The organism is Modestobacter sp. VKM Ac-2977 (assembly GCF_026968045.1).
In the GTDB taxonomy this organism is placed as follows: Bacteria; Actinomycetota; Actinomycetes; order Mycobacteriales; family Geodermatophilaceae; genus Modestobacter.
Genome location: NZ_JAPVBQ010000002.1, coordinates 939,569 through 955,989 on the forward strand (window position 1 = coordinate 939,569; position 16,421 = coordinate 955,989).

General features: G+C 72.0%; 17 protein-coding genes. 8 read left to right on the plus strand and 9 right to left on the minus strand.

All coding sequences use genetic code 11. The features are described from left to right. Positions 1-5: 5 nt before the first annotated feature. Complete coding sequence (locus O2V63_RS12000) at positions 6-323, minus strand: hypothetical protein (RefSeq protein ID WP_269167753.1); 318 nt, start codon at positions 321-323, stop codon at positions 6-8. A 433-nt stretch (positions 324-756) separates the two neighbouring features. On the opposite strand from O2V63_RS12000, the gene O2V63_RS12005 reads away from it, so the two are divergent. Together O2V63_RS12005 and O2V63_RS12010 are read left to right on the plus strand one after the other, a co-directional pair. Continuing rightward, complete coding sequence (locus O2V63_RS12005) at positions 757-981, plus strand: hypothetical protein (protein WP_269167754.1); 225 nt, start codon at positions 757-759, stop codon at positions 979-981. Between the two features lie 174 nt (positions 982-1,155). Then, the gene (locus O2V63_RS12010; RefSeq protein ID WP_269167755.1) at positions 1,156-1,926 is read left to right on the plus strand and encodes a nuclease-related domain-containing protein; all 771 of its coding nucleotides are present in this window, start codon (positions 1,156-1,158) and stop codon (positions 1,924-1,926) included. A 180-nt stretch (positions 1,927-2,106) separates the two neighbouring features. On the opposite strand, the gene O2V63_RS12015 is transcribed toward O2V63_RS12010, so the two are convergent. Next, entirely contained in the window at positions 2,107-2,658 is a 552-nt protein-coding gene (locus O2V63_RS12015) for a GIY-YIG nuclease family protein (RefSeq protein ID WP_269167756.1), read from the minus strand. Positions 2,659-2,806: 148 nt separating this feature from the next. Here O2V63_RS12015 and O2V63_RS12020 point away from each other — a divergent pair, with 148 nt between their 5' ends. Next, positions 2,807-4,075 (plus strand): MFS transporter, encoded by a 1,269-nt coding sequence (locus O2V63_RS12020; RefSeq protein ID WP_269167757.1) that lies wholly within the window; start codon positions 2,807-2,809, stop codon positions 4,073-4,075. 485 nt (positions 4,076-4,560) lie between these two features. Here O2V63_RS12020 and O2V63_RS12025 read toward each other — a convergent pair whose 3' ends face one another. Continuing rightward, positions 4,561-5,601: a PIN domain-containing protein gene (locus tag O2V63_RS12025; protein ID WP_269167758.1), complete on the minus strand. Its 1,041-nt coding sequence runs from the start codon at positions 5,599-5,601 to the stop codon at positions 4,561-4,563. Between the two features lie 521 nt (positions 5,602-6,122). Between O2V63_RS12025 and O2V63_RS12030 the strand changes: the two genes are divergently transcribed. Beyond that, positions 6,123-6,896, plus strand: a complete 774-nt coding sequence (locus tag O2V63_RS12030; RefSeq protein WP_269167759.1) for a thioesterase family protein — start codon at positions 6,123-6,125, stop codon at positions 6,894-6,896. 96 nt (positions 6,897-6,992) lie between these two features. Continuing rightward, positions 6,993-8,195: a Fic family protein gene (locus O2V63_RS12035; RefSeq protein ID WP_269167760.1), complete on the plus strand. Its 1,203-nt coding sequence runs from the start codon at positions 6,993-6,995 to the stop codon at positions 8,193-8,195. A 7-nt stretch (positions 8,196-8,202) separates the two neighbouring features. Here O2V63_RS12035 and O2V63_RS12040 read toward each other — a convergent pair whose 3' ends face one another. Then, positions 8,203-8,736, minus strand: coding sequence for an NUDIX hydrolase family protein (locus tag O2V63_RS12040; protein WP_269167761.1), 534 nt, complete (start codon positions 8,734-8,736; stop codon positions 8,203-8,205). A 101-nt stretch (positions 8,737-8,837) separates the two neighbouring features. On the opposite strand from O2V63_RS12040, the gene O2V63_RS12045 reads away from it, so the two are divergent. Then, the gene (locus O2V63_RS12045) at positions 8,838-9,032 is read left to right on the plus strand and encodes a hypothetical protein (protein WP_269167762.1); all 195 of its coding nucleotides are present in this window, start codon (positions 8,838-8,840) and stop codon (positions 9,030-9,032) included. 6 nt (positions 9,033-9,038) lie between these two features. Here the strand turns inward: O2V63_RS12045 and O2V63_RS12050 are convergent, their stop codons facing one another. From O2V63_RS12050 to O2V63_RS12070, 5 genes are all read right to left on the minus strand, one after another. After that, complete coding sequence (locus O2V63_RS12050) at positions 9,039-9,668, minus strand: TetR/AcrR family transcriptional regulator (RefSeq protein ID WP_269167763.1); 630 nt, start codon at positions 9,666-9,668, stop codon at positions 9,039-9,041. Continuing rightward, entirely contained in the window at positions 9,665-10,552 is an 888-nt protein-coding gene (locus O2V63_RS12055; RefSeq protein WP_269167764.1) for an NmrA family NAD(P)-binding protein, read from the minus strand. The genes O2V63_RS12050 and O2V63_RS12055 overlap by 4 nt, the downstream gene beginning before the upstream one ends. An 89-nt stretch (positions 10,553-10,641) precedes the next feature. Further along, positions 10,642-12,393 (minus strand): putative bifunctional diguanylate cyclase/phosphodiesterase, encoded by a 1,752-nt coding sequence (locus O2V63_RS12060; RefSeq protein WP_269167765.1) that lies wholly within the window; start codon positions 12,391-12,393, stop codon positions 10,642-10,644. A 107-nt stretch (positions 12,394-12,500) separates the two neighbouring features. Next, positions 12,501-13,103: a sigma-70 family RNA polymerase sigma factor gene (locus O2V63_RS12065; protein ID WP_269167766.1), complete on the minus strand. Its 603-nt coding sequence runs from the start codon at positions 13,101-13,103 to the stop codon at positions 12,501-12,503. A 137-nt stretch (positions 13,104-13,240) separates the two neighbouring features. Next, positions 13,241-14,734: a DUF4407 domain-containing protein gene (locus O2V63_RS12070; RefSeq protein ID WP_269167767.1), complete on the minus strand. Its 1,494-nt coding sequence runs from the start codon at positions 14,732-14,734 to the stop codon at positions 13,241-13,243. Between the two features lie 406 nt (positions 14,735-15,140). Between O2V63_RS12070 and O2V63_RS12075 the strand changes: the two genes are divergently transcribed. Together O2V63_RS12075 and O2V63_RS12080 are read left to right on the plus strand one after the other, a co-directional pair. Then, positions 15,141-15,548: a hypothetical protein gene (locus tag O2V63_RS12075; protein WP_269167768.1), complete on the plus strand. Its 408-nt coding sequence runs from the start codon at positions 15,141-15,143 to the stop codon at positions 15,546-15,548. A gap of 22 nt (positions 15,549-15,570) precedes the next feature. After that, entirely contained in the window at positions 15,571-16,416 is an 846-nt protein-coding gene (locus O2V63_RS12080; protein ID WP_269167769.1) for a class F sortase, read from the plus strand. Positions 16,417-16,421 lie beyond the last annotated feature (5 nt).

The following is a 16,421-nucleotide window of genomic DNA, read 5'->3' on the forward strand; positions in this document are numbered from 1 at the left end:
CGCTCTCAGAGTCGGTCGATCCAGGTGTCCTCGTCGCGGCCGTCCCACGCCGACGTCGATCCCGTCTGCGCCGCTGGCTCGGGAGTCAGGTGGGTCAGCACGCGCAGTGCTTCTGCGCGGGTCAGCGAACGCAGGGACTCGACGGGCCTCCCGGCGACAGACTCGATCGCTTCTTGTCGCTCGGCCATGGTCACCAGCCCGCGAGCAGCCAGGGCTTCTCTGATTGCATCGACCAGCCAGTCTGCGATCGATGGCTCAGCGGGGACTGGCTGAACCGGCTCATCCGGTTGGTCCTCGCCGAAGAGTGAGAGGTCGCCTGACACGGCGCCATGCTAGGAGGACATGCCTGGCGCGCACGCCGCGACCGGACGCGCACCACTCGCACCCCTGGCGCCAGGTGGCGGGTGATGCTCCCGGTGGCTCAGGAGTCGGCGTGCTGAAATCCGGATCGAGTTTCGGCACATGTGCGACTCGGATTTGGGTTCGGGTGGTCATAGCGTTCCCTCGCCCAGCAACCGCACATGAGGGATCCCTGTGAAGCGTCACACCAGCATCGCGTTCCTCCTGGCCGCCGGCCTACCGCTCCTCGCCGCCTGCGGCGGAGGGGACGAGGCGGTCGCCAGCCCGGCGACCGTCACCGTCACGAACGAGGCACCGGCTCCCGCTCCTGCACCGGTTCCGACCACCGTGTCGCCTACGACGCCTGCGGAGGCACCGGTTGCGCCGGCGACTACCGCAGCAGTGGTCGACTTCCCCATGCCCGACATGACCGGGCAGGTGCTGCAGGACGCGCAGGATGCAATGCAGACCCTCGGCGTCATGTACAGCACGTCGCACGACGCCCTGGGCAGCCGCATGCAGCTCCTGGACCGGGATTGGCTGGTCTGCGACCAGAACATCCCAGCTGGTCAGCAGGTCACCGGCGAGGTCGAGGGGCAGATCGACTTCGGTGTCGTCAAGCTGTCGGAGAGCTGCCCCTGACGTCCTCCGGTGCCGTCTGACATCCAGACGGCACCGGGTCGCGCACAATGATCGATGAACACCTCCGTCGAGTGACGTCCTCATTCCGGCGTTCCGACTCCCCGAGCACCTGGCCGAAGAAGCAAGGTGAGCTGCCTCAGGTATCAACGGCGTCACGGTGCACTCCGCCTACGGGTGAGCCATCGCCGTCATCAACGCGCCTCCTGGCTCGACAACGATCTTCGTACCCGGCGAGCGGAACTGCTCCGTAACCGCTGGAAGGACTTGGCCCTCGTCCTGATGGCCCTGGTTGTGTCCGCAGCCGGCATGAGCTTGGCGGTACGCCACTCCCCGTTGCTGACGGGCGTCGTGATCGGCGTCTACGTCGGCGCAACCGCGGTTGCGACCATCGTCCTGCTCTCGGTCGTCGATGGGACTTTCCACCCGCGTCTCGGCCGGCTCGTTGAGCGCAGCGTCGGCACAGATCTCCGGCGGGTACCCGGAATCCACGGCGTGGTTAGCGACGTCTCGTTCGAGCACGGGAACGTCGATCACGTCGTCCTGACGTCGCGCGGATGTCTGGCCGTCGAGGTCAAGAGCTCGTTCTCCCGGCGTCGGGACCTGGCCAAGGTCGCCGACCTCGCCGGCAAAGTCACGCAGACGCAATACGGCGCACAACGGGTGCAGCTACTGCTGCACAGCAGGGGCGTCGACGTCCCGGTACGGCCCGTCCTGCTGTTCACCGGTCCAGGGGCACCGTTCATGCCTCCCGTCGTCCACTACGACGACGTAACCATCACCTGCTCCACCGATCCGACGACCTGGCTCGAGAGCGCAATTCATGCCGGCGACCAGCTCGACCTGGACACAGCCCGGCGCGCAGCTGATGAGCTGCTGGCCTACCGAGAGCAGCGCACCGACTACGAGCAGGCTCGCACTCAGCTACGGGCCGAGAAGCCGCACTGATCATCTTCTTGGCAGCTTGGTCTCGCGGCGATCCGAGGGCGCGGCGGGCGACGTCACGATGCGAACACGAGTGCCAGCCGCCGAAGGGCGTGCAGTCCAGCACTCCCGTCGGAAGCTGTCAGCGAGCAGGACATCCCACGGGTGCTCAGCCATTGCGGGCAGCCAGCCGGCCTGCACCAATCACGACCGACCCCCGGCCCTGGCCGCCTCGCGCCAGCGCGTCCGCGCGGCCCTCACGTGGTCGTACAGCGGATGGGCGGAGTTGTCCGCCCGGTTGAGCGGCGGCTCCAGCCTGGCGATCACCGCGGCCTCCTCCATCCACGGCTCCGGGTGCACGACCCAGGTGAGCCGCAGCCGCTCCGCCATCCACTCCGACAGCCGCAGCTCGTCGGCGTTGACCAGCACCGGCCGCGTTGTCCACCGGCTCTGCCAGCCCTGCTGCTCGCTGAGCAGCGCCGCAAGCGAGCGCCGCAGCGTCGAGGAGCCGGTCGTCCCGCGGATGTGGTCGCCCACCACCCGGCTGCGCAGCGTCGCCTTCGACGCCGCGCCGTTCGGTGCGATTCCGACGTACAGCAGCTGGGCGTCGACCGTGGGGTGGCGCGGACCGGAGATCCCCGGTAGCGCACCGAACGGCGCCCACCACGCGTACAGCCCCGGCGCTGCCGGCACGTGCGCCCGCGCCGTCTCCAGGTCCACCGGGTCAGCGCGCAGCGCGTTGGCGACGTCGTCCACGGCGCCAGTCAACGCCCCACCCGACCGGGGTGCACCTGGCCCGGCGCGAACGCCCCATCGGTTATCGTCGGGGCAGTTCCTGAACGTCTCGTGTGTAACTACCTGCTTGCGGAGCAAGGCGGCACGCCCGATCCCCGCAGCAGAGGTCATGTTCCACACGCGCTCTTCCAGCAGCGAGCTCATCCGGCACGCCGGGCTCTCCTACTTCCCGCTCGCCTTCATCGCGCGGCTCCCGTTCGCGATGATGGTGGTCGGCGTCCTGACCCTCGTGGTCGCCGAGCGCGGCTCGGTGACTCTCGGTGGGCTCAACTCCGCCGCCGCCGGCATCGGCACCGCGCTCGCCGGGCCGCTGCTCGGCGCGGCCTCCGACCGGCTCGGCCAGCGGCGGGTGCTCGTCCCGGTCGGGCTGGTCAACGCGACCCTGCTCGGCGCCTTCCCGTTCGTCGTCGCCAGCAGCACCCCGGCCCTCGCCCTGCTCGCCATGTCGGTGCTGATCGGGGCGTCGGCGCCGCAGATCGCCCCGATGTCGCGCACCCGGCTGGTCGCCATCATCAAGCGCTCGGTCCAGCGCAACCGGCGTGAGCGGGTGCTGAACGGGACGATGGCCTACGAGTCCGCCGCCGACGAGACCGTCTTCATCGTCGGCCCCTTCCTCGTCGGGCTGCTCGCCACCGCCGTCGCCCCCTGGCTGGCCATCGCCGGCGCCTCGGCGCTGACGTTCGTCTTCGTCACCTGGTTCGCGCTGCACCCCACCGGGCGGCTGCACCCCGGGGCGCAGGACGCCCGCCACGAGCAGGCCCCCGCCCGGGAGCTCGCCCGCTTCCCGCTGGTCACCGTGGTGACCGGCACCCTCGGCATCGGCCTCTTCTTCGGCGCCACCCTCACCTCGCTCACCGGCTTCCTCGCCGCCGACGGTAGCGGCGACCGCGCGGGTCTCCTCTACGGCGTCATGGGCATCGGCTCGGCTGCGCTGGCGCTGGGGTCGGCGGCGTTCCCGGAGCGGTTCAGCCTGCGGGCGCGGTGGCTGGTGTTCGGGTCGCTGATGCTCGCCGCCGCGATCGCCTACGCCATCGCCCGGTCGGAGCTGACGCTGATCGTCGCCCTCGCCGTCCTCGGCTGTGGCATCGGGCCGACGCTGGTCAGCCAGTACAGCCTCGCCGCCAAGTTCAGCCCGATCGGCCGCTCGGCGACCACCATGACCATGCTCGGCTCCGCGGTCGTCGTCGGCCAGGCGGTCTCCTCCGCGGTCACCGGCGTCGTCGTCGACCGGCTCGGCTCGGGCACCGGGCTCGCCGTCCCCGCGATCGCCGCCGCGTTCGTGGTCGCCGCCGGGGTCGCGCACGCCGTCGCCACGCCGCGGGTTCACGCCGGCCCCACGCCCGACCCCGACCGCCGGCCGGAGCCGGTCTCCAGCTGAGGCGCAGGAGCACGGCGCACGCACAGCGCCGCCATACCCGGGGCACGGACCGCCGGCCGAGAGTCGTCGGTGTCGCCGTCCCCCGCATGCCAGGAGCGCCCGTGCCACCCAGCACCCCACCCCGAGCTACGAGGGGCGCCCGCTGCCCGGCCCCGAGGACGAGGTCGTCGACCAGGACCTCGGCTTCGACCTGGGCACCCTGATCAGCCGCCGGGGGGTGGCGACCGAGAGTTGGTCGTACCGCCCCCGGCCCTCAGGAGCTCCCGTGTCCGCGCAGCCCGGCCCACGCTACGAGGGGCGACCGCTCCCCCGCCCGTCGACGACGGTCGTCGACCAGGGCCTCGGCTTCAACACGCCAAACACAGCTGAGCGACTGCCTTTCCCGTCGCACTTCTCGAATTCACGTTGACGCCAGCTCGTAGATTGACTCCACCACCGCCGCAGTCCGCACTGCCCCGACGTCAATGCTCGGCTGGGGCTAGTAGCTAGAGCGGTCGCAAGGGAGCCATGGCATTGTAGCGACGAATTTGCACGTCGGAAGATCCGCCACTGCTACTCACTGCCACGAAACCACCCAAATGAATGTCCGCATGTGGGGTCAAAAGATCAACCGACAACTCATCGACAGAGACGTCAGACACCTCAAGCACCCCCGCCTCATAAGTGGCCGACACTCTGGCGGTCACGATGCCGCGGGCATCCATTTCGGGAAACTCCATGTCGACCAGTTCGTACTCCAAGTCGGCCGCCACATAAACCGTCCCGGGCGGCTCTGTGGCGAAATAATCGAAGTTCGCATCCACCTCAGGGCCAAGATCGAACGTGGTAACGCTCAGCATTGCTCGGTCTATCGCCAGACGGGCACTTGCGCGAAGTTGCTCCTCGACGATTTCTTTATCTTCCGGATCTTCCTCTTGTCCCCAGTGCCGCAGCAGGCTCTCAATGTCGGCGTGCACCTCAATCGACAAGCCGGCCGCCTGGACTTGAGCGGATAAAGAGTCCGCCAGAGCCGAGCGGTCGGCATTCAGAAACCCGCTATCGTTAGTCACAAACTTCACATCATCAGTCTCGGCAAGAATCAACACTTCCTGCCACAGCAATGAGTCTTTGAACTGCTGGTTCTTCGGCTTACTCGGCGGGTCGCCCGACAAAACCATCTCACCAGCCCTCTGGAATTGCTCCGGAGAGGCGTCGCTCAATTCAATCAAGTCGCCGAACTCCTCCAGGCGTTGCACAAACTCCGCAGCCATGTCGACGGACTCGAAGGCTCCGACCTCGGGAGCCTCACCGACGAGCTGCCTAATTTCGCCCAGACCCTTTTCGGCTGCCTGAACAGCGCGTTCAAGCTTCTCGACCAGGTGTCGAGAGCTCTCTCTCATCACAACGTAGGGGAGAGCCAACACTCCACCGTTGATAGAAATGTTATGCATTAGCAGCGTCGCTAATGAGTGGCGCAGCATAGGCATGCGGTCCATCTGATTTGTATCTAGAACGACCTTCACGGTCCTGTTGCACGCCCTATCCATCGACTGGCCATCAACGAGTGACTGTTCGTCAACCGACCTGCTCAGTCTGATGATGCGAGTACGCGGACACAAGGGCTACGTACGACCACCAGGGCTTGCGGGCATCTGGTGCTATGCGTTCAGCGGGCCGACGTGCGGGCCGTCGTCCCGGTCGACCGTGACGTCACCTCGCCGGCGTTCAACGAGGTTAGGCGACAGATCGCCGAGCTGGTGCACACGGCGCCCGTGGCCGCGTGACGCACAGGGCGTCGGCCGCTCATCCACCACCATGACGATGCTCGGCTCCGCGGTCGTCGTCGGCCAGGCGGTCTCCTCCGCGGTGACCGGCGTCGTCGTCGACCGGCTCGGCTCGGGGCACCGGGCTCGCCGTCCCCGCGATCACCGCCGCGTTCGCGGTCGCCGCCGGCGTCGCGCACGCCGCCTCCACGCCCCGAGTCGACCAGCAGCCGGAGCCGGTCCCCGCCTGAGAGGCCACAGTCGCGACTTTGGCCCTCAGGAGGGCGTCGGCGAGACTGCCGGGCGTGGACCTCGAGGCCTTCTACCTGCCGCTCGGCGACAACCGCTTCTCCCCCACCCGGGCCACCGAGAGCCCCTGGGAGACCAGCGCCCAGCACGGCGGACCGCCGTCCGCGCTGCTGGCGCACCTGGCCACCAGCGCCGCGGGTGAGCACCTGCGGGCGGCGCGGATCAGCGTCGACTTCTTCGGAGCCATCCCCCGCCGCGAGCTGACCGTCGAGGTCTCCCCCGTCCGTCCGGGCCGCCGGATCGACCTCACCGAGGCCGCGATGACCGTCGAGGGCCGCACCGTCGCCGTCGCCCGGGTGTGGTCGATCGCCACCGGGCCGACACCGCCGGTGGTCACCGAGCTGAGCCCGCCGCCCGCCGTCCCGGAGGTGTCCAGCTCGTTCCTCCCACACCTCCCCGACTGGGGCTTCGGGCAGGCCCTCGACTGGCGCTACACCGCCGGCTCACCGGACGAGACCGGCCCGGCCGACGTCTGGACCCGGGTCCTGGCCCCGCTCATCGCCGGCCAAGAGCTCACCGCCCTGGACCGCACGCTCGTCGCCGCCGACGCCGCCAACGGCCTCTCCGCCGAGCTGCCGATCAGCAGCTGGCTGTCCATCCCGCCGGGCATGACCACCCACCTGAATCGCGAGCCGGACGGCGAGTGGGTGCACCTGTCAGCCCGCAGCTCCATCGCCGCCGACGGCATCGGACTGTGCCTCGGCATGCTCTCCGACGCCGCCGGCGCGATCGGCCAGGTCGCCCAGCCCCTGCTCGTCCGCGAACGCTGACAGGGACAACAGCGCAGACCCCCCGGCGCACCCGATCCGAGTGACACCCCGGCCGTTGTTTTCACTTAAGCGCGGATCTGAGAATAAGGTGGCTTCGTGTTCTCAGCCGGATCGCCCTGGCCAGCGCTGTCCGACCGCGAGGTGCCCTGGCACCCGCGGCTGCCGTCCGACGTCGTCCCCAGGTCGGTTCGACTGCGCCACTCGGGCCCCTACCGGGCAGCCGTGGTCCCGCTGATCGCCACCGCGATGCCCACCCTCGACGCGGCCACCTCGGCGCTGGCCGACGAGGCCTCTCGGGAGATCGCCAGGTTCGACGCCGAGCTCGGCGGCGAGATCGCCCCGTTCGCCACCGTCCTGCTCCGCAGCGAGTCGGCGTCCTCCTCGCAGATCGAGCAGCTCACCGCCGGCGCCCGGGCCATCGCCGTCGCCGAACTCGGGGACGGCGCCAGTCGCAATGCGGCGTCCATCCTCGGCAACGTCCGGGCGATGCGGGCGGCACTCGACCTGGCCGGCGACCTGAGCCCGAGCACGATCCTGGCGATGCACGCCGCCCTGCTCGACGAGGTCGAGCCCGCCATCGCCGGGCGGTGGCGCACCGACCAGGTCTGGATCGGCGGGGACTCCTACGGGCCGCACGGCGCGGCCTTCATCCCGCCGGTCGCCGACGACGTGCCGGCGCTGGTCGACGACCTGGTCGCCTTCGCGCACCGGGAGGACGTCCCGGTGCTGGTGCTCGCCGCGGTCAGCCACGCTCAGTTCGAGACGATCCACCCCTTTCCCGACGGCAACGGCCGTACCGGACGGGCGCTGATCCACGCGCTGCTGCGCCGGTACGAGCTCACCCGTGCCGTCACGGTCCCGGTTTCTGCTGGGCTGCTCAGTGAGGTCGACGGCTACTTCGCGGCACTCACCGCCTACCGCGAGGGCGACATCGACCCGATCGTGTCGGCCCTGTCCACCGGCGCCCTGTCCGCCGTGGTCAACGCCCGGCAGCTGGTCGCCGACCTGCACCAGGTGCGCGCCGGCTGGGACGGCGTCATCCTCGCCCGCCGCGACTCGGCGGCGTGGCGCGTGGCGGACCTCCTCGTACGCCAGCCGGTGCTCGACGCCGCCACCATCGCCCGCGAGGTCGACATCTCCACTGGCAACGCCCTGCGCGCCCTTGAGCCGCTCGTGGCCGCCGGCGTGGTCACCGAGTTCACCGGCCGGGCTCGCAACCGGCTCTGGCAGGCAACCGAGGTGCTCACCGCGGTGGACGCCTTCGCTGCCCGCGCCGGGCGCCGCCGAGCTGCCGGCTGAGAAGGAACTAGACCCCGAGGTGGGCCAGGGCCTGCAGGAGCAGGTGGCTCTGCCCGTTCGCCAGCTCGGCCAGCAGCGCAGGCTCCCGGACCTCCTGCGGGGTGAACCAGGTCAGCTCCAGCGCGTCCTGCTGCGGCGCGCAGTCGCCCTCGACCGGGACGACGTAGGCCAGCGACACCGCGTGCTGCCGCGGGTCGTGGAACGGCGTCACCCCCGGCGTCGGGAAGTACTCGGCGATGGTGAACGGCTGCGGGGCGGGCGGCACCCGGGGCAGCGCCAGCGGCCCGAGGTCCTTCTCCAGGTGCCGGAGCAGCGCCGAGCGCACCCGCTCGTGGTACAGCACCCGGCCCGACACCAGCGCCCGCTTGACCAGCCCGTCGCTGCCGGCCCGCAACAGCAGACCGACCGAGGTCACCACTCCCTGGTCGTCGACCCGCACCGGCACCGCGTCGATGTAGAGGATGGGCAGCCGCTCGCGCGCGGCGTCCATCTCCTCACCGGAGAGCCAGCCAGCGTCGTTCCTCGTCGTCGCCTCGGTCATGGGTCACTGTCTAACCGATGCGGGTGCGGCCGCGGTGCGGCGGGTTCCCATGGCGCGTCGCCCGGTCACGGCCGGGGCTCGGACTGCCGAGTACCGGTTGCATGAGCACCCGAACCGACGACGCGCTCAACAGCTGGCTCGCCGACCTGACCGGCGGCGAGACCTCGATGCGCCGACTCCGCAAGCGGCTGACCGAGGAGGGCAACCTCGTCGCCGACCCCTGCCCCACCTGCCAGCACCCGGCCACCGCGGACTTCGCGCACACCGGCCACTGGGTCGCCGACCCCGCCACCTGAGCAGGCTCAGCGCCCCCGACTCACGACCTCCTCGAACTGCGCCGGCGTCAGCGGCGGCCCGGGGAGCTCGCCGTCGGTCGGGCGCAGGCCATCCAGCGCGATCGTCACCACCCGCCGCCAGATCTCCGGGGCGACGTCCCGCGACCGGGTGGTGACCGCGCCGACCATCACCGGGATCAGCGCGACGTCCAGCGCGGTCACCTCCGGCCGCACCTGCCCGCACTCCTTCGCCCGGTCCAGCAGCGCCCCGACCACCGGTGCGATCCGGGACGTCGCCGCGCCGGCCCGGGCCCGCGCCTGCGGCCCGAGCATGAACTCCTGCAGCCCCCGGTCGCCGGCCTGCAGTTCCACCACCTGCACCAGGAACCGCCGCAGTCCCTCGCCCGGGTCGTCGGCCGCGAGCGCCTCGTCGGCGAGCCGGCCGACGAGGGCGAGCTGGTCCTCGAACAGGGCCAGCATCAGGTCCTCGCGGGTCGGGAAGCGCCGGTAGACCGTGCCGACGCCGACGTCGGCGGCCCGCGCCACCTCGTTGTGCGTGACGGCCCGGCCGGTCTCGGCGAACAGCCGCCGTGCCGCGGCGAGCACGCGCTCCCGGTTGCGCGCGGCGTCCCGGCGCAGCGGCGTCGACCCGGTCATCGCGCGGCGAGCACCTCTCGTGCCGTCGTCCAGTTCCGCGGACCGTAGCGGTCGTTGTCCAGCGGCCCGAGCTCGGCGTCCCCACTGAACATGCTGTGCAGGTACTGCATCCCCTGCCACACCGGGAAGGGCGCCTCGTCGTCCCGGGACACCGCGCGACCCACCTTGGCCATCCCGGCGATCAGACCGGGCGTGCCGGCCCAGGTCGGCCGGAACCGCCGCCCGGTCAGCTCGGTCATCGTCGCGGCCAGCTGCCGCACGGTGACGGTGTCGCCGGCGACCTCCAGGTACCGCGGGGCGGCGTCGTCCAGGGCGGCGTCCGCGGTGAACGCGGCGGTGTCGTCCTTGGTGGTGAAGTCCAGCGGCTGGTCGGCGTCGCCCCAGTACAGGACCCGGTCCCGGCCGGACAGCACGATCGGCGCCTGGCCGGTGAGCAGGTCGGCGAAGGCGCCGTTGAGCACCGACGTCGCCCGGATCGGCGCGCGGTCGAGCACCCGGGCGAAGTCCCGGCGGAGCTCGAAGTTCCGGTTGGACCCGGGCGCCACGCGCCGGTAGTCGGCGGAGAAGTCCGAGGGGATGAACCGCGGGACGCCGGCGGCCACCGCGGCCTCCAGCAGCCGGGTCTGCACGCCGACCATCACGTCCCGCAGTCCGTTGAGGGTGGAGAGGACGACGTCGGCCCCCTCGCTCACCCGCCGCAGGTCGGCCGGGTCGTCGTGGTCGGCCTCGACGACGGTGGCACCGAGCCCCGCCAGCCGCGCGGTCTTCTCCGGGCCGGCGCCGGTGCGGACCAGCGCCCGGACGTCGGCCCCTCTCGCGACCAGGGCCCGGATCGTGCGGGCACCGAGGTCACCACTGGCGCCGGCGAGCAGGACTGTGGTCATGCGGGTCTCCTCGACCAAGGAAGCGGATAACTGTGTCCGCTTGTTGTGGCCGACCGTACACGGCGTGGACCGGTGCCCCCACCGACCCGTCAGGCGGCCAGCGGCCGCAGCGCCGCGATCAGCTCCGCCACCGGCTGCGGCCGGCCGAACAACCAGCCCTGCGCCAGCGGGCAGCCCAGCTCGGTGAGGGTCGCGGCCTGCTCGGCCGTCTCCACCCCCTCGGCGACCAGCATCAGCTCCAGCGCGTCGGCCAGCGCCATCACGCTGCGCAGCAGCCGACCCCGCCGGCTGGACGTGGTGATCGTGGAGACGAACGAGTTGTCCAGCTTCAGGTAGTCGGTGGGCAGCGTGTCCAGCCGGGCCAGCGCCGAGTAGCCGGTGCCGAAGTCGTCGATCGCCACCTGCAGCCCGTGCTCGCGCAGCACGTGCAGCGCACGCACCGAACGGGTCGACTCCGCCTCGACCAGGCTCTCGGTCACCTCCACCACGGTCCGCTCGGCCGGCCAGCCGGTCTCGGCCAGCGTGGCGAGCACCCGAGCCGGGAACGTCTCGTCGTCCAGCTCGAGACCGGACACGTTGATCGTCAGGAACAGCTGCCGGCCGGTCGCCTCGCACAGTGCCCGCGCGTCCCGGCACGCCGCCGCCCAGACGACCGCTCCCAGCTCCCCGATCAGCCCCTCCCGCTCGGCGACCGGGACGAACTCCACCGGGGTCACCGGCCCGCGCTCGCGATGGGTCCAGCGCACCAGCGCCTCGACGCCGGCCACCTCGCCGTCCGCCAGCGTCACGATCGGCTGGAAGTGCACGGACAGCCCGCCGCCGACAGGGTCGGCCAGCGCGGCCGCCAGGTCGCGGCCCAGTGGGCTCCGGCCGCCGGCGTCCAGCTCGCTGCGCCCGCGGCCCAGCGACTTGACCCGGTACAGCGCCGAGTCCGCCCGCCGCATCAGCGCAGCCGGCGAATCGTCCGGCTCCATCGCCGCCACCCCGACGGACGTGCCGATCCGGGGCAGCGCAGCCCGCAGCCGCTCCGCGGTGGCCAGGGCCGCCTCGCCGTCCTGACCGGGCAGCAGCAGGGAGAACTCGTCGCCACCGTGCCGGGCGAGGACGGCGCCGGGCGGCAGCATCGGGACCCAGGTGGCCGCCACGGTCCGCAGCAACTCGTCGCCGGCCGCGTGCCCCCGCGAGTCGTTGACCGCTTTGAAGTGGTCCAGGTCGAACAGCGCCGCCGACAGCGGCTCGCCACCGCGCAGCGCGCCGCGCACCGCGACGTCCAGGGCCTCGTCGAACCCACGCCGGTTCACCAGCCCGGTCAGCGCGTCCTCCTGCGCACTGGCGGCCCGCTGCGCCAGCACACCGATCGCCCCCGCCGAGCCGAGCACGAGCAGGCCGAGGACGGCGGCGGCACCGGTCGGCACGTCGCCCCGCAGCACGACCACGACCGTGCCGATGACCAGCAGCTCGCCCAGGAAGCCGACGGCCCACACGAGTGGGAAGAAGAGGAAGGAGTTCATCGATGCGAACGCCATCAGCGCCAGCACGGCCACCGCGCCGGTGGCCGACGGTGAGGCGAGCGCGAACACCCCGATGCCGGCGGAGCCCAGGGCCAGCAACCAGCGGTAGGAGGCCATCGGCACCCGGCTGCCCCAGCGCATGACCGCCAGACCGAGCACCGTGGTGACCGGCGCGAGGGTGAGGACGGCGGGGTCGTAGACGGCCAGCCCGCCCGGGGTGCCCAGCACCAGGGCCACCGCCGCGAGCCCGCCGACTGCGGTCAGCAGCCCGGCGGTCCGGGCGACCACGCGGGGGGTGGCCAGCTCAGGCGCCATCCGACCGATCCGCATGCAAGGTGATCGAACGCCGGGCTCCGGAACTTCAACGCCCCGCGCCTGAAGAGCCCCCGATTCCCCTCCGGCGGGTGAGAGGCGGCGGTCGGCGACCAGCCCGGAGCTCAGGGCCCGGTCGCCGGCGGGGCCGTCGCGACCGGCGGGGTGCCAGGGCGGACCGCCAGCCCCGGGACGACGGCGGTCAGCCCGTTCTGCAGCTGCCGCATGCCGACCATCATCCGGGTCTTCACCGTGCCCAGCGGAGCTCCGGTGCGCTGGGCGATCTCCCGCTGCGTGCAACCACCCCAGTAGGCCAGCACCAGCGCCTCCCGCTGCACCGCGGGCAGCTCCGCCAGGGCCGTGCGCACCCGCGCGTCGGCCATCCGGCCGGCGACCAGTTCGGCGACGTCGAGCGGCGACTCCTCCCGGAACCGCGCGGCCACGGCGTCGAGGCGACGCTGCTGCGAGGACTCGTGCCGGACGGCGTCCACCGCCTTGTGGTGCACCAGCGCCAGGAACCAGGAGCGGAACGAGCCGCGCGCCCCGTCATAGGCGGCTGGGTTCCGCCAGTAGGCGACGAAGGCCTCCTGGACGACGTCCTCGGCGAGCCGGTCGTCGACGAGGATGCGCCGGGCCAGCGCCAGCGCAGGGGCGGTGTGCTGGTCCAGCAGGTCGGCGATGGATTCCGGGGCGGTGCGGCCGGGCGCGGGAACGACGCTGTTCGACACCCCCGATTAATGGTGCACAACCTGATCGCCCAAACGGTCCTTCACCCGGAGGAGTGAGCGCGGTCACCCGCCCGGGGAAACGCAGACCGCCGACCCGGGCGGACCCGGATCGGCGGTCAGGTGGAGCAGGAGAGGGATCAGCGGTCCTCGGTCACCGGCTGCAGCAGCTCGGCGGCGGGCCGGGGCGCGGGCACCGCCGTCGTCCCGAACAGGCTCACGCCCGACGGTGCGGCCATCATCGCCTCGAGCTCGCCGGTGTCCAGCGTCGGCTCGATCGGCTCCAGGGTCGGCTCGAAGGTCGCCGGGTCGGCACCGCCGCGGCCGGGTGCGATCCGCCGTAGCAGGCCGCGCAGCGAACGGGCCTCCTTGCGGCGGGCCTTGCGCTCGGCCGCCCGGGCGGCCTCCTCGCGGGCGGCGAGGTCGCGGTCCAGGATCTCCCGCGCGATCCGGTCGGTCTCGGCCGCCACGATCAGGTCGGCCCGGGCCTGCTGCGCCCGCTGGCGGCCGTCGCGCCGGATCTCCTCCGCCTCCACCTCCTCGTCGTCGCGCACCTTCACCAGCCGGTCATAGGCCGTCGGCAGGGAGAAGTTCAGCAGCGTCTTCATCAGCACCGGGAGGATCTCCACGCTGAGGAACAGCAGGAAGAGCATCACGTGGGCCAGGTGCGCCATCGGCCGCTCCTCCGACAGCCGGTCGATCGCCTCCAGCCGGGCCAGGATGCCGTCGCTCTGACTGTTCTCCGCGTCGAACGCGGCCTGCTCGGCCAGTCGCGCGTCGGTCAGCCGGCTCAGCTCGGCCTGGTCGGTCACCAGCGCGGCCTTGGCCAGCGCCACACTGCGGGCCGCGGCACCGACGGCGTCCTTCTCGGCCGTGGTGCGGGTTTGCAGCAGCGCCGCCTCGGCGGCGTCCAGCTCGGCCTTCGCCGTCTCCCGCACCGCCGCCTGCTGACCGGCCGCCGCTGCAGCGGCGAAGTACGCCGCGCCCTGGCCCTCGTCGCCGGACCCACAGGTGCCGTCGAGCTCGCACTGCGCCTTGGCCTGCAGCTCGTCGTACCGGCCCGACGCCGCGTCGTAGACGGCCTTCTTGCTGTCCCGCTCGGCCTGCGCCGCGCCCACCCGCGGGTCGGCGTTCGGGTCGGTCGCGCCGCCGCTGGCGACCACGGCCTGGTCCTCGGCGATCGACCGGGTGAGCACCGGCATCTGCGCGTACCGGGCGTCGGCGTCCAGCTCGTCGGTGAACTGTTCGGCCGCCTCCGCCTGCAGCGTCACGATCGTGGCGTCGACCTCCTTGCTGAACACCTGCAGCGTCAGCGGCGTCGAGATGACCGTGCCCAGGACGACGGCCAGCGCCAGCCGCGGCACCGCCAGCCCCACGTTGCGCCACCAGGACGAGTCGTGGCCCATCCCGACCAGCAGCATCCGGTCCAGGTTGAGGATCACCAGCCCCCAGCCGAGGCCGATCAGGACGGCGACCCACCACCAGGCGCCCAGCGCCATGTGGACGGCGAACGCCATCGACAGTGCGGCCAGCGCACCGGTGCTGACCAGCACGCCACCGAGGGCGACGTACTTCGACCGGGCGCCAGGGGCGACCCGCAGCAGATCGAGCCGGGCACCGGCCAGTACGGCCAACCGATCACCGGCAGAACGGGGGCGGGACCTCATCCGGGGATTCCTCTCGCAGAACGACCAGATGAGCTATCGGTCGCCCGCGACCGAGCCGGTACCGGTCAGCGACTGTGAGACATCTCCGACCGCCCGGACACCGACCTCGCATTGCCCGCCCCGTGTGCGCTCTGCCCGTGCTGCGGCACGAGCAGAGTGCCGGAACAGCGTGCACTGCGCGGACCGAGCCGGCCGAACCGCTGGCCGGAGTTCGAGGCGCCACGATCCGACAGGCGGACACCCCGCTCCCCACCGACCGTCAAGGACACGATGTGCCAGTCCTGCGCGGTCTTGGTATCGGAACATGTCGGTCCGTAAAAGGCTGTCGGGCGTGAGACTGAGGTCACTCAACGACCACTCCACGGGGGAAACCATGCGTCTTCGCAGCACTGCAGTCGCCACTGTCCTGTTCGCCGGCATCTCGATCCCGATGGCCGGCACCGCGCTGGCCGCGGACGTCTACAACTGCGACGACTACGCCTACCAGGAGGACGCGCAGGCCGTCTTCGACCAGGACACCACCGACCCGAACCAGCTGGACGACGACGACGACAGCCTCGCCTGCGAGACGCTGCCGAGTCGGGGCACCAGCGCGGCAGGTGACACCGACGACGACGATGACGCACAGGTCACCACCCGCCCCAGCGGCTCGGTCGCCGCGGGTGACGGCAGCTCGGCCGCGGAAGCCAGCGCGCTGCCCTACGTCCTCGGCGGACTCGCCTTCGCCGGTGCCAGTGGCGCCGCCGTCGCTGCGCGCCGCAGCTCCCGCACGAGCGCCTGACCGACCGAGCTCCCGACAGAGCGTGCAGCACCGCGCACCCCTGGCCGCCCGCCCGGACCTCACGGAGGTCCGGACGGGCGGCCCGGTGCGCATCGAGGGGGTCTATCCCCCGCTCCTCGCCCCCGCCCCGCACGTGGGCGCGGCCGGCATCCCGGACGCCGACCACCCGCGCGTCACCCGGTACGACCGCTCCCGACACCGCGCCCCGAAGGCCCACCGCCCGGCAGCGGCCCGGGCGTGGGCCGGGGCATCCGCCGTCCTCGCCGCAGCCGGCGTCGCGGCCGTCGTCCTGCTGCCCCAGGACCAGCCCATGCCGGCCCGCCTCGACGTCCCCGTCGCGGCTCCCGCGCCGGCCGCCGCGTCCGCGCCGGTGGCGGCACCTGTGCCTGCGTCCCCCACTCCGGCGCTCCAGCTGCCGCCGAGCGAACCCGTGCGGGTGCAGATCCCGGCGCTCGGCGTGCGATCGCAGGTCATGGCGCTGGGGCTGGAGCGGGACGGCTCCATGGAGGTCCCGCCCGGCGGCTACCCCGTCGGCTGGTACGAGGGCAGCCCCACGCCCGGGCAGCTGGGGCCCGCCGTCCTCGCCGGGCACGTCGACTGGGGCGGCGAACCCGGGGCCTTCCACGGGCTCCGCGAACTGCTGCCCGGCGACGAGATCGTCGTCGAGCGCGCCGACGGCACCACGGTCACCTTCGGAGTCGACGCCGTCGAGGAGCACCCCAAGGAGGCGTTCCCCACCGATGCCGTCTACGCCGACATCGGCCACGCCGGCCTGCGGTTGATCACCTGCGGCGGCAGCTTCGACGAGGACACCGGCGACTACACGGACAACGTCATCGTCTTCGCCCGCCTGAGTTCCGTCGGCTGAGCGCC

Excerpts from the sequence above, each read along its gene's own strand:
- O2V63_RS12025 (WP_269167758.1), bottom strand. The coding sequence starts at position 5,601 with ATGGATAGGGCGTGCAACAGGACCGTGAAGGTCGTTCTAGATACAAAT.
- O2V63_RS12005 (WP_269167754.1), top strand. The coding sequence starts at position 757 with ATGCCCGACATGACCGGGCAGGTGCTGCAGGACGCGCAGGATGCAATG.
- O2V63_RS12055 (WP_269167764.1), bottom strand. The coding sequence starts at position 10,552 with ATGACCACAGTCCTGCTCGCCGGCGCCAGTGGTGACCTCGGTGCCCGC.
- O2V63_RS12060 (WP_269167765.1), bottom strand. The coding sequence starts at position 12,393 with ATGCGGATCGGTCGGATGGCGCCTGAGCTGGCCACCCCCCGCGTGGTC.
- O2V63_RS12045 (WP_269167762.1), top strand. The coding sequence starts at position 8,838 with ATGAGCACCCGAACCGACGACGCGCTCAACAGCTGGCTCGCCGACCTG.
- O2V63_RS12020 (WP_269167757.1), top strand. The coding sequence starts at position 2,807 with ATGTTCCACACGCGCTCTTCCAGCAGCGAGCTCATCCGGCACGCCGGG.
- O2V63_RS12075 (WP_269167768.1), top strand. The coding sequence starts at position 15,141 with ATGCGTCTTCGCAGCACTGCAGTCGCCACTGTCCTGTTCGCCGGCATC.
- O2V63_RS12040 (WP_269167761.1), bottom strand. The coding sequence starts at position 8,736 with ATGACCGAGGCGACGACGAGGAACGACGCTGGCTGGCTCTCCGGTGAG.
- O2V63_RS12050 (WP_269167763.1), bottom strand. The coding sequence starts at position 9,668 with ATGACCGGGTCGACGCCGCTGCGCCGGGACGCCGCGCGCAACCGGGAG.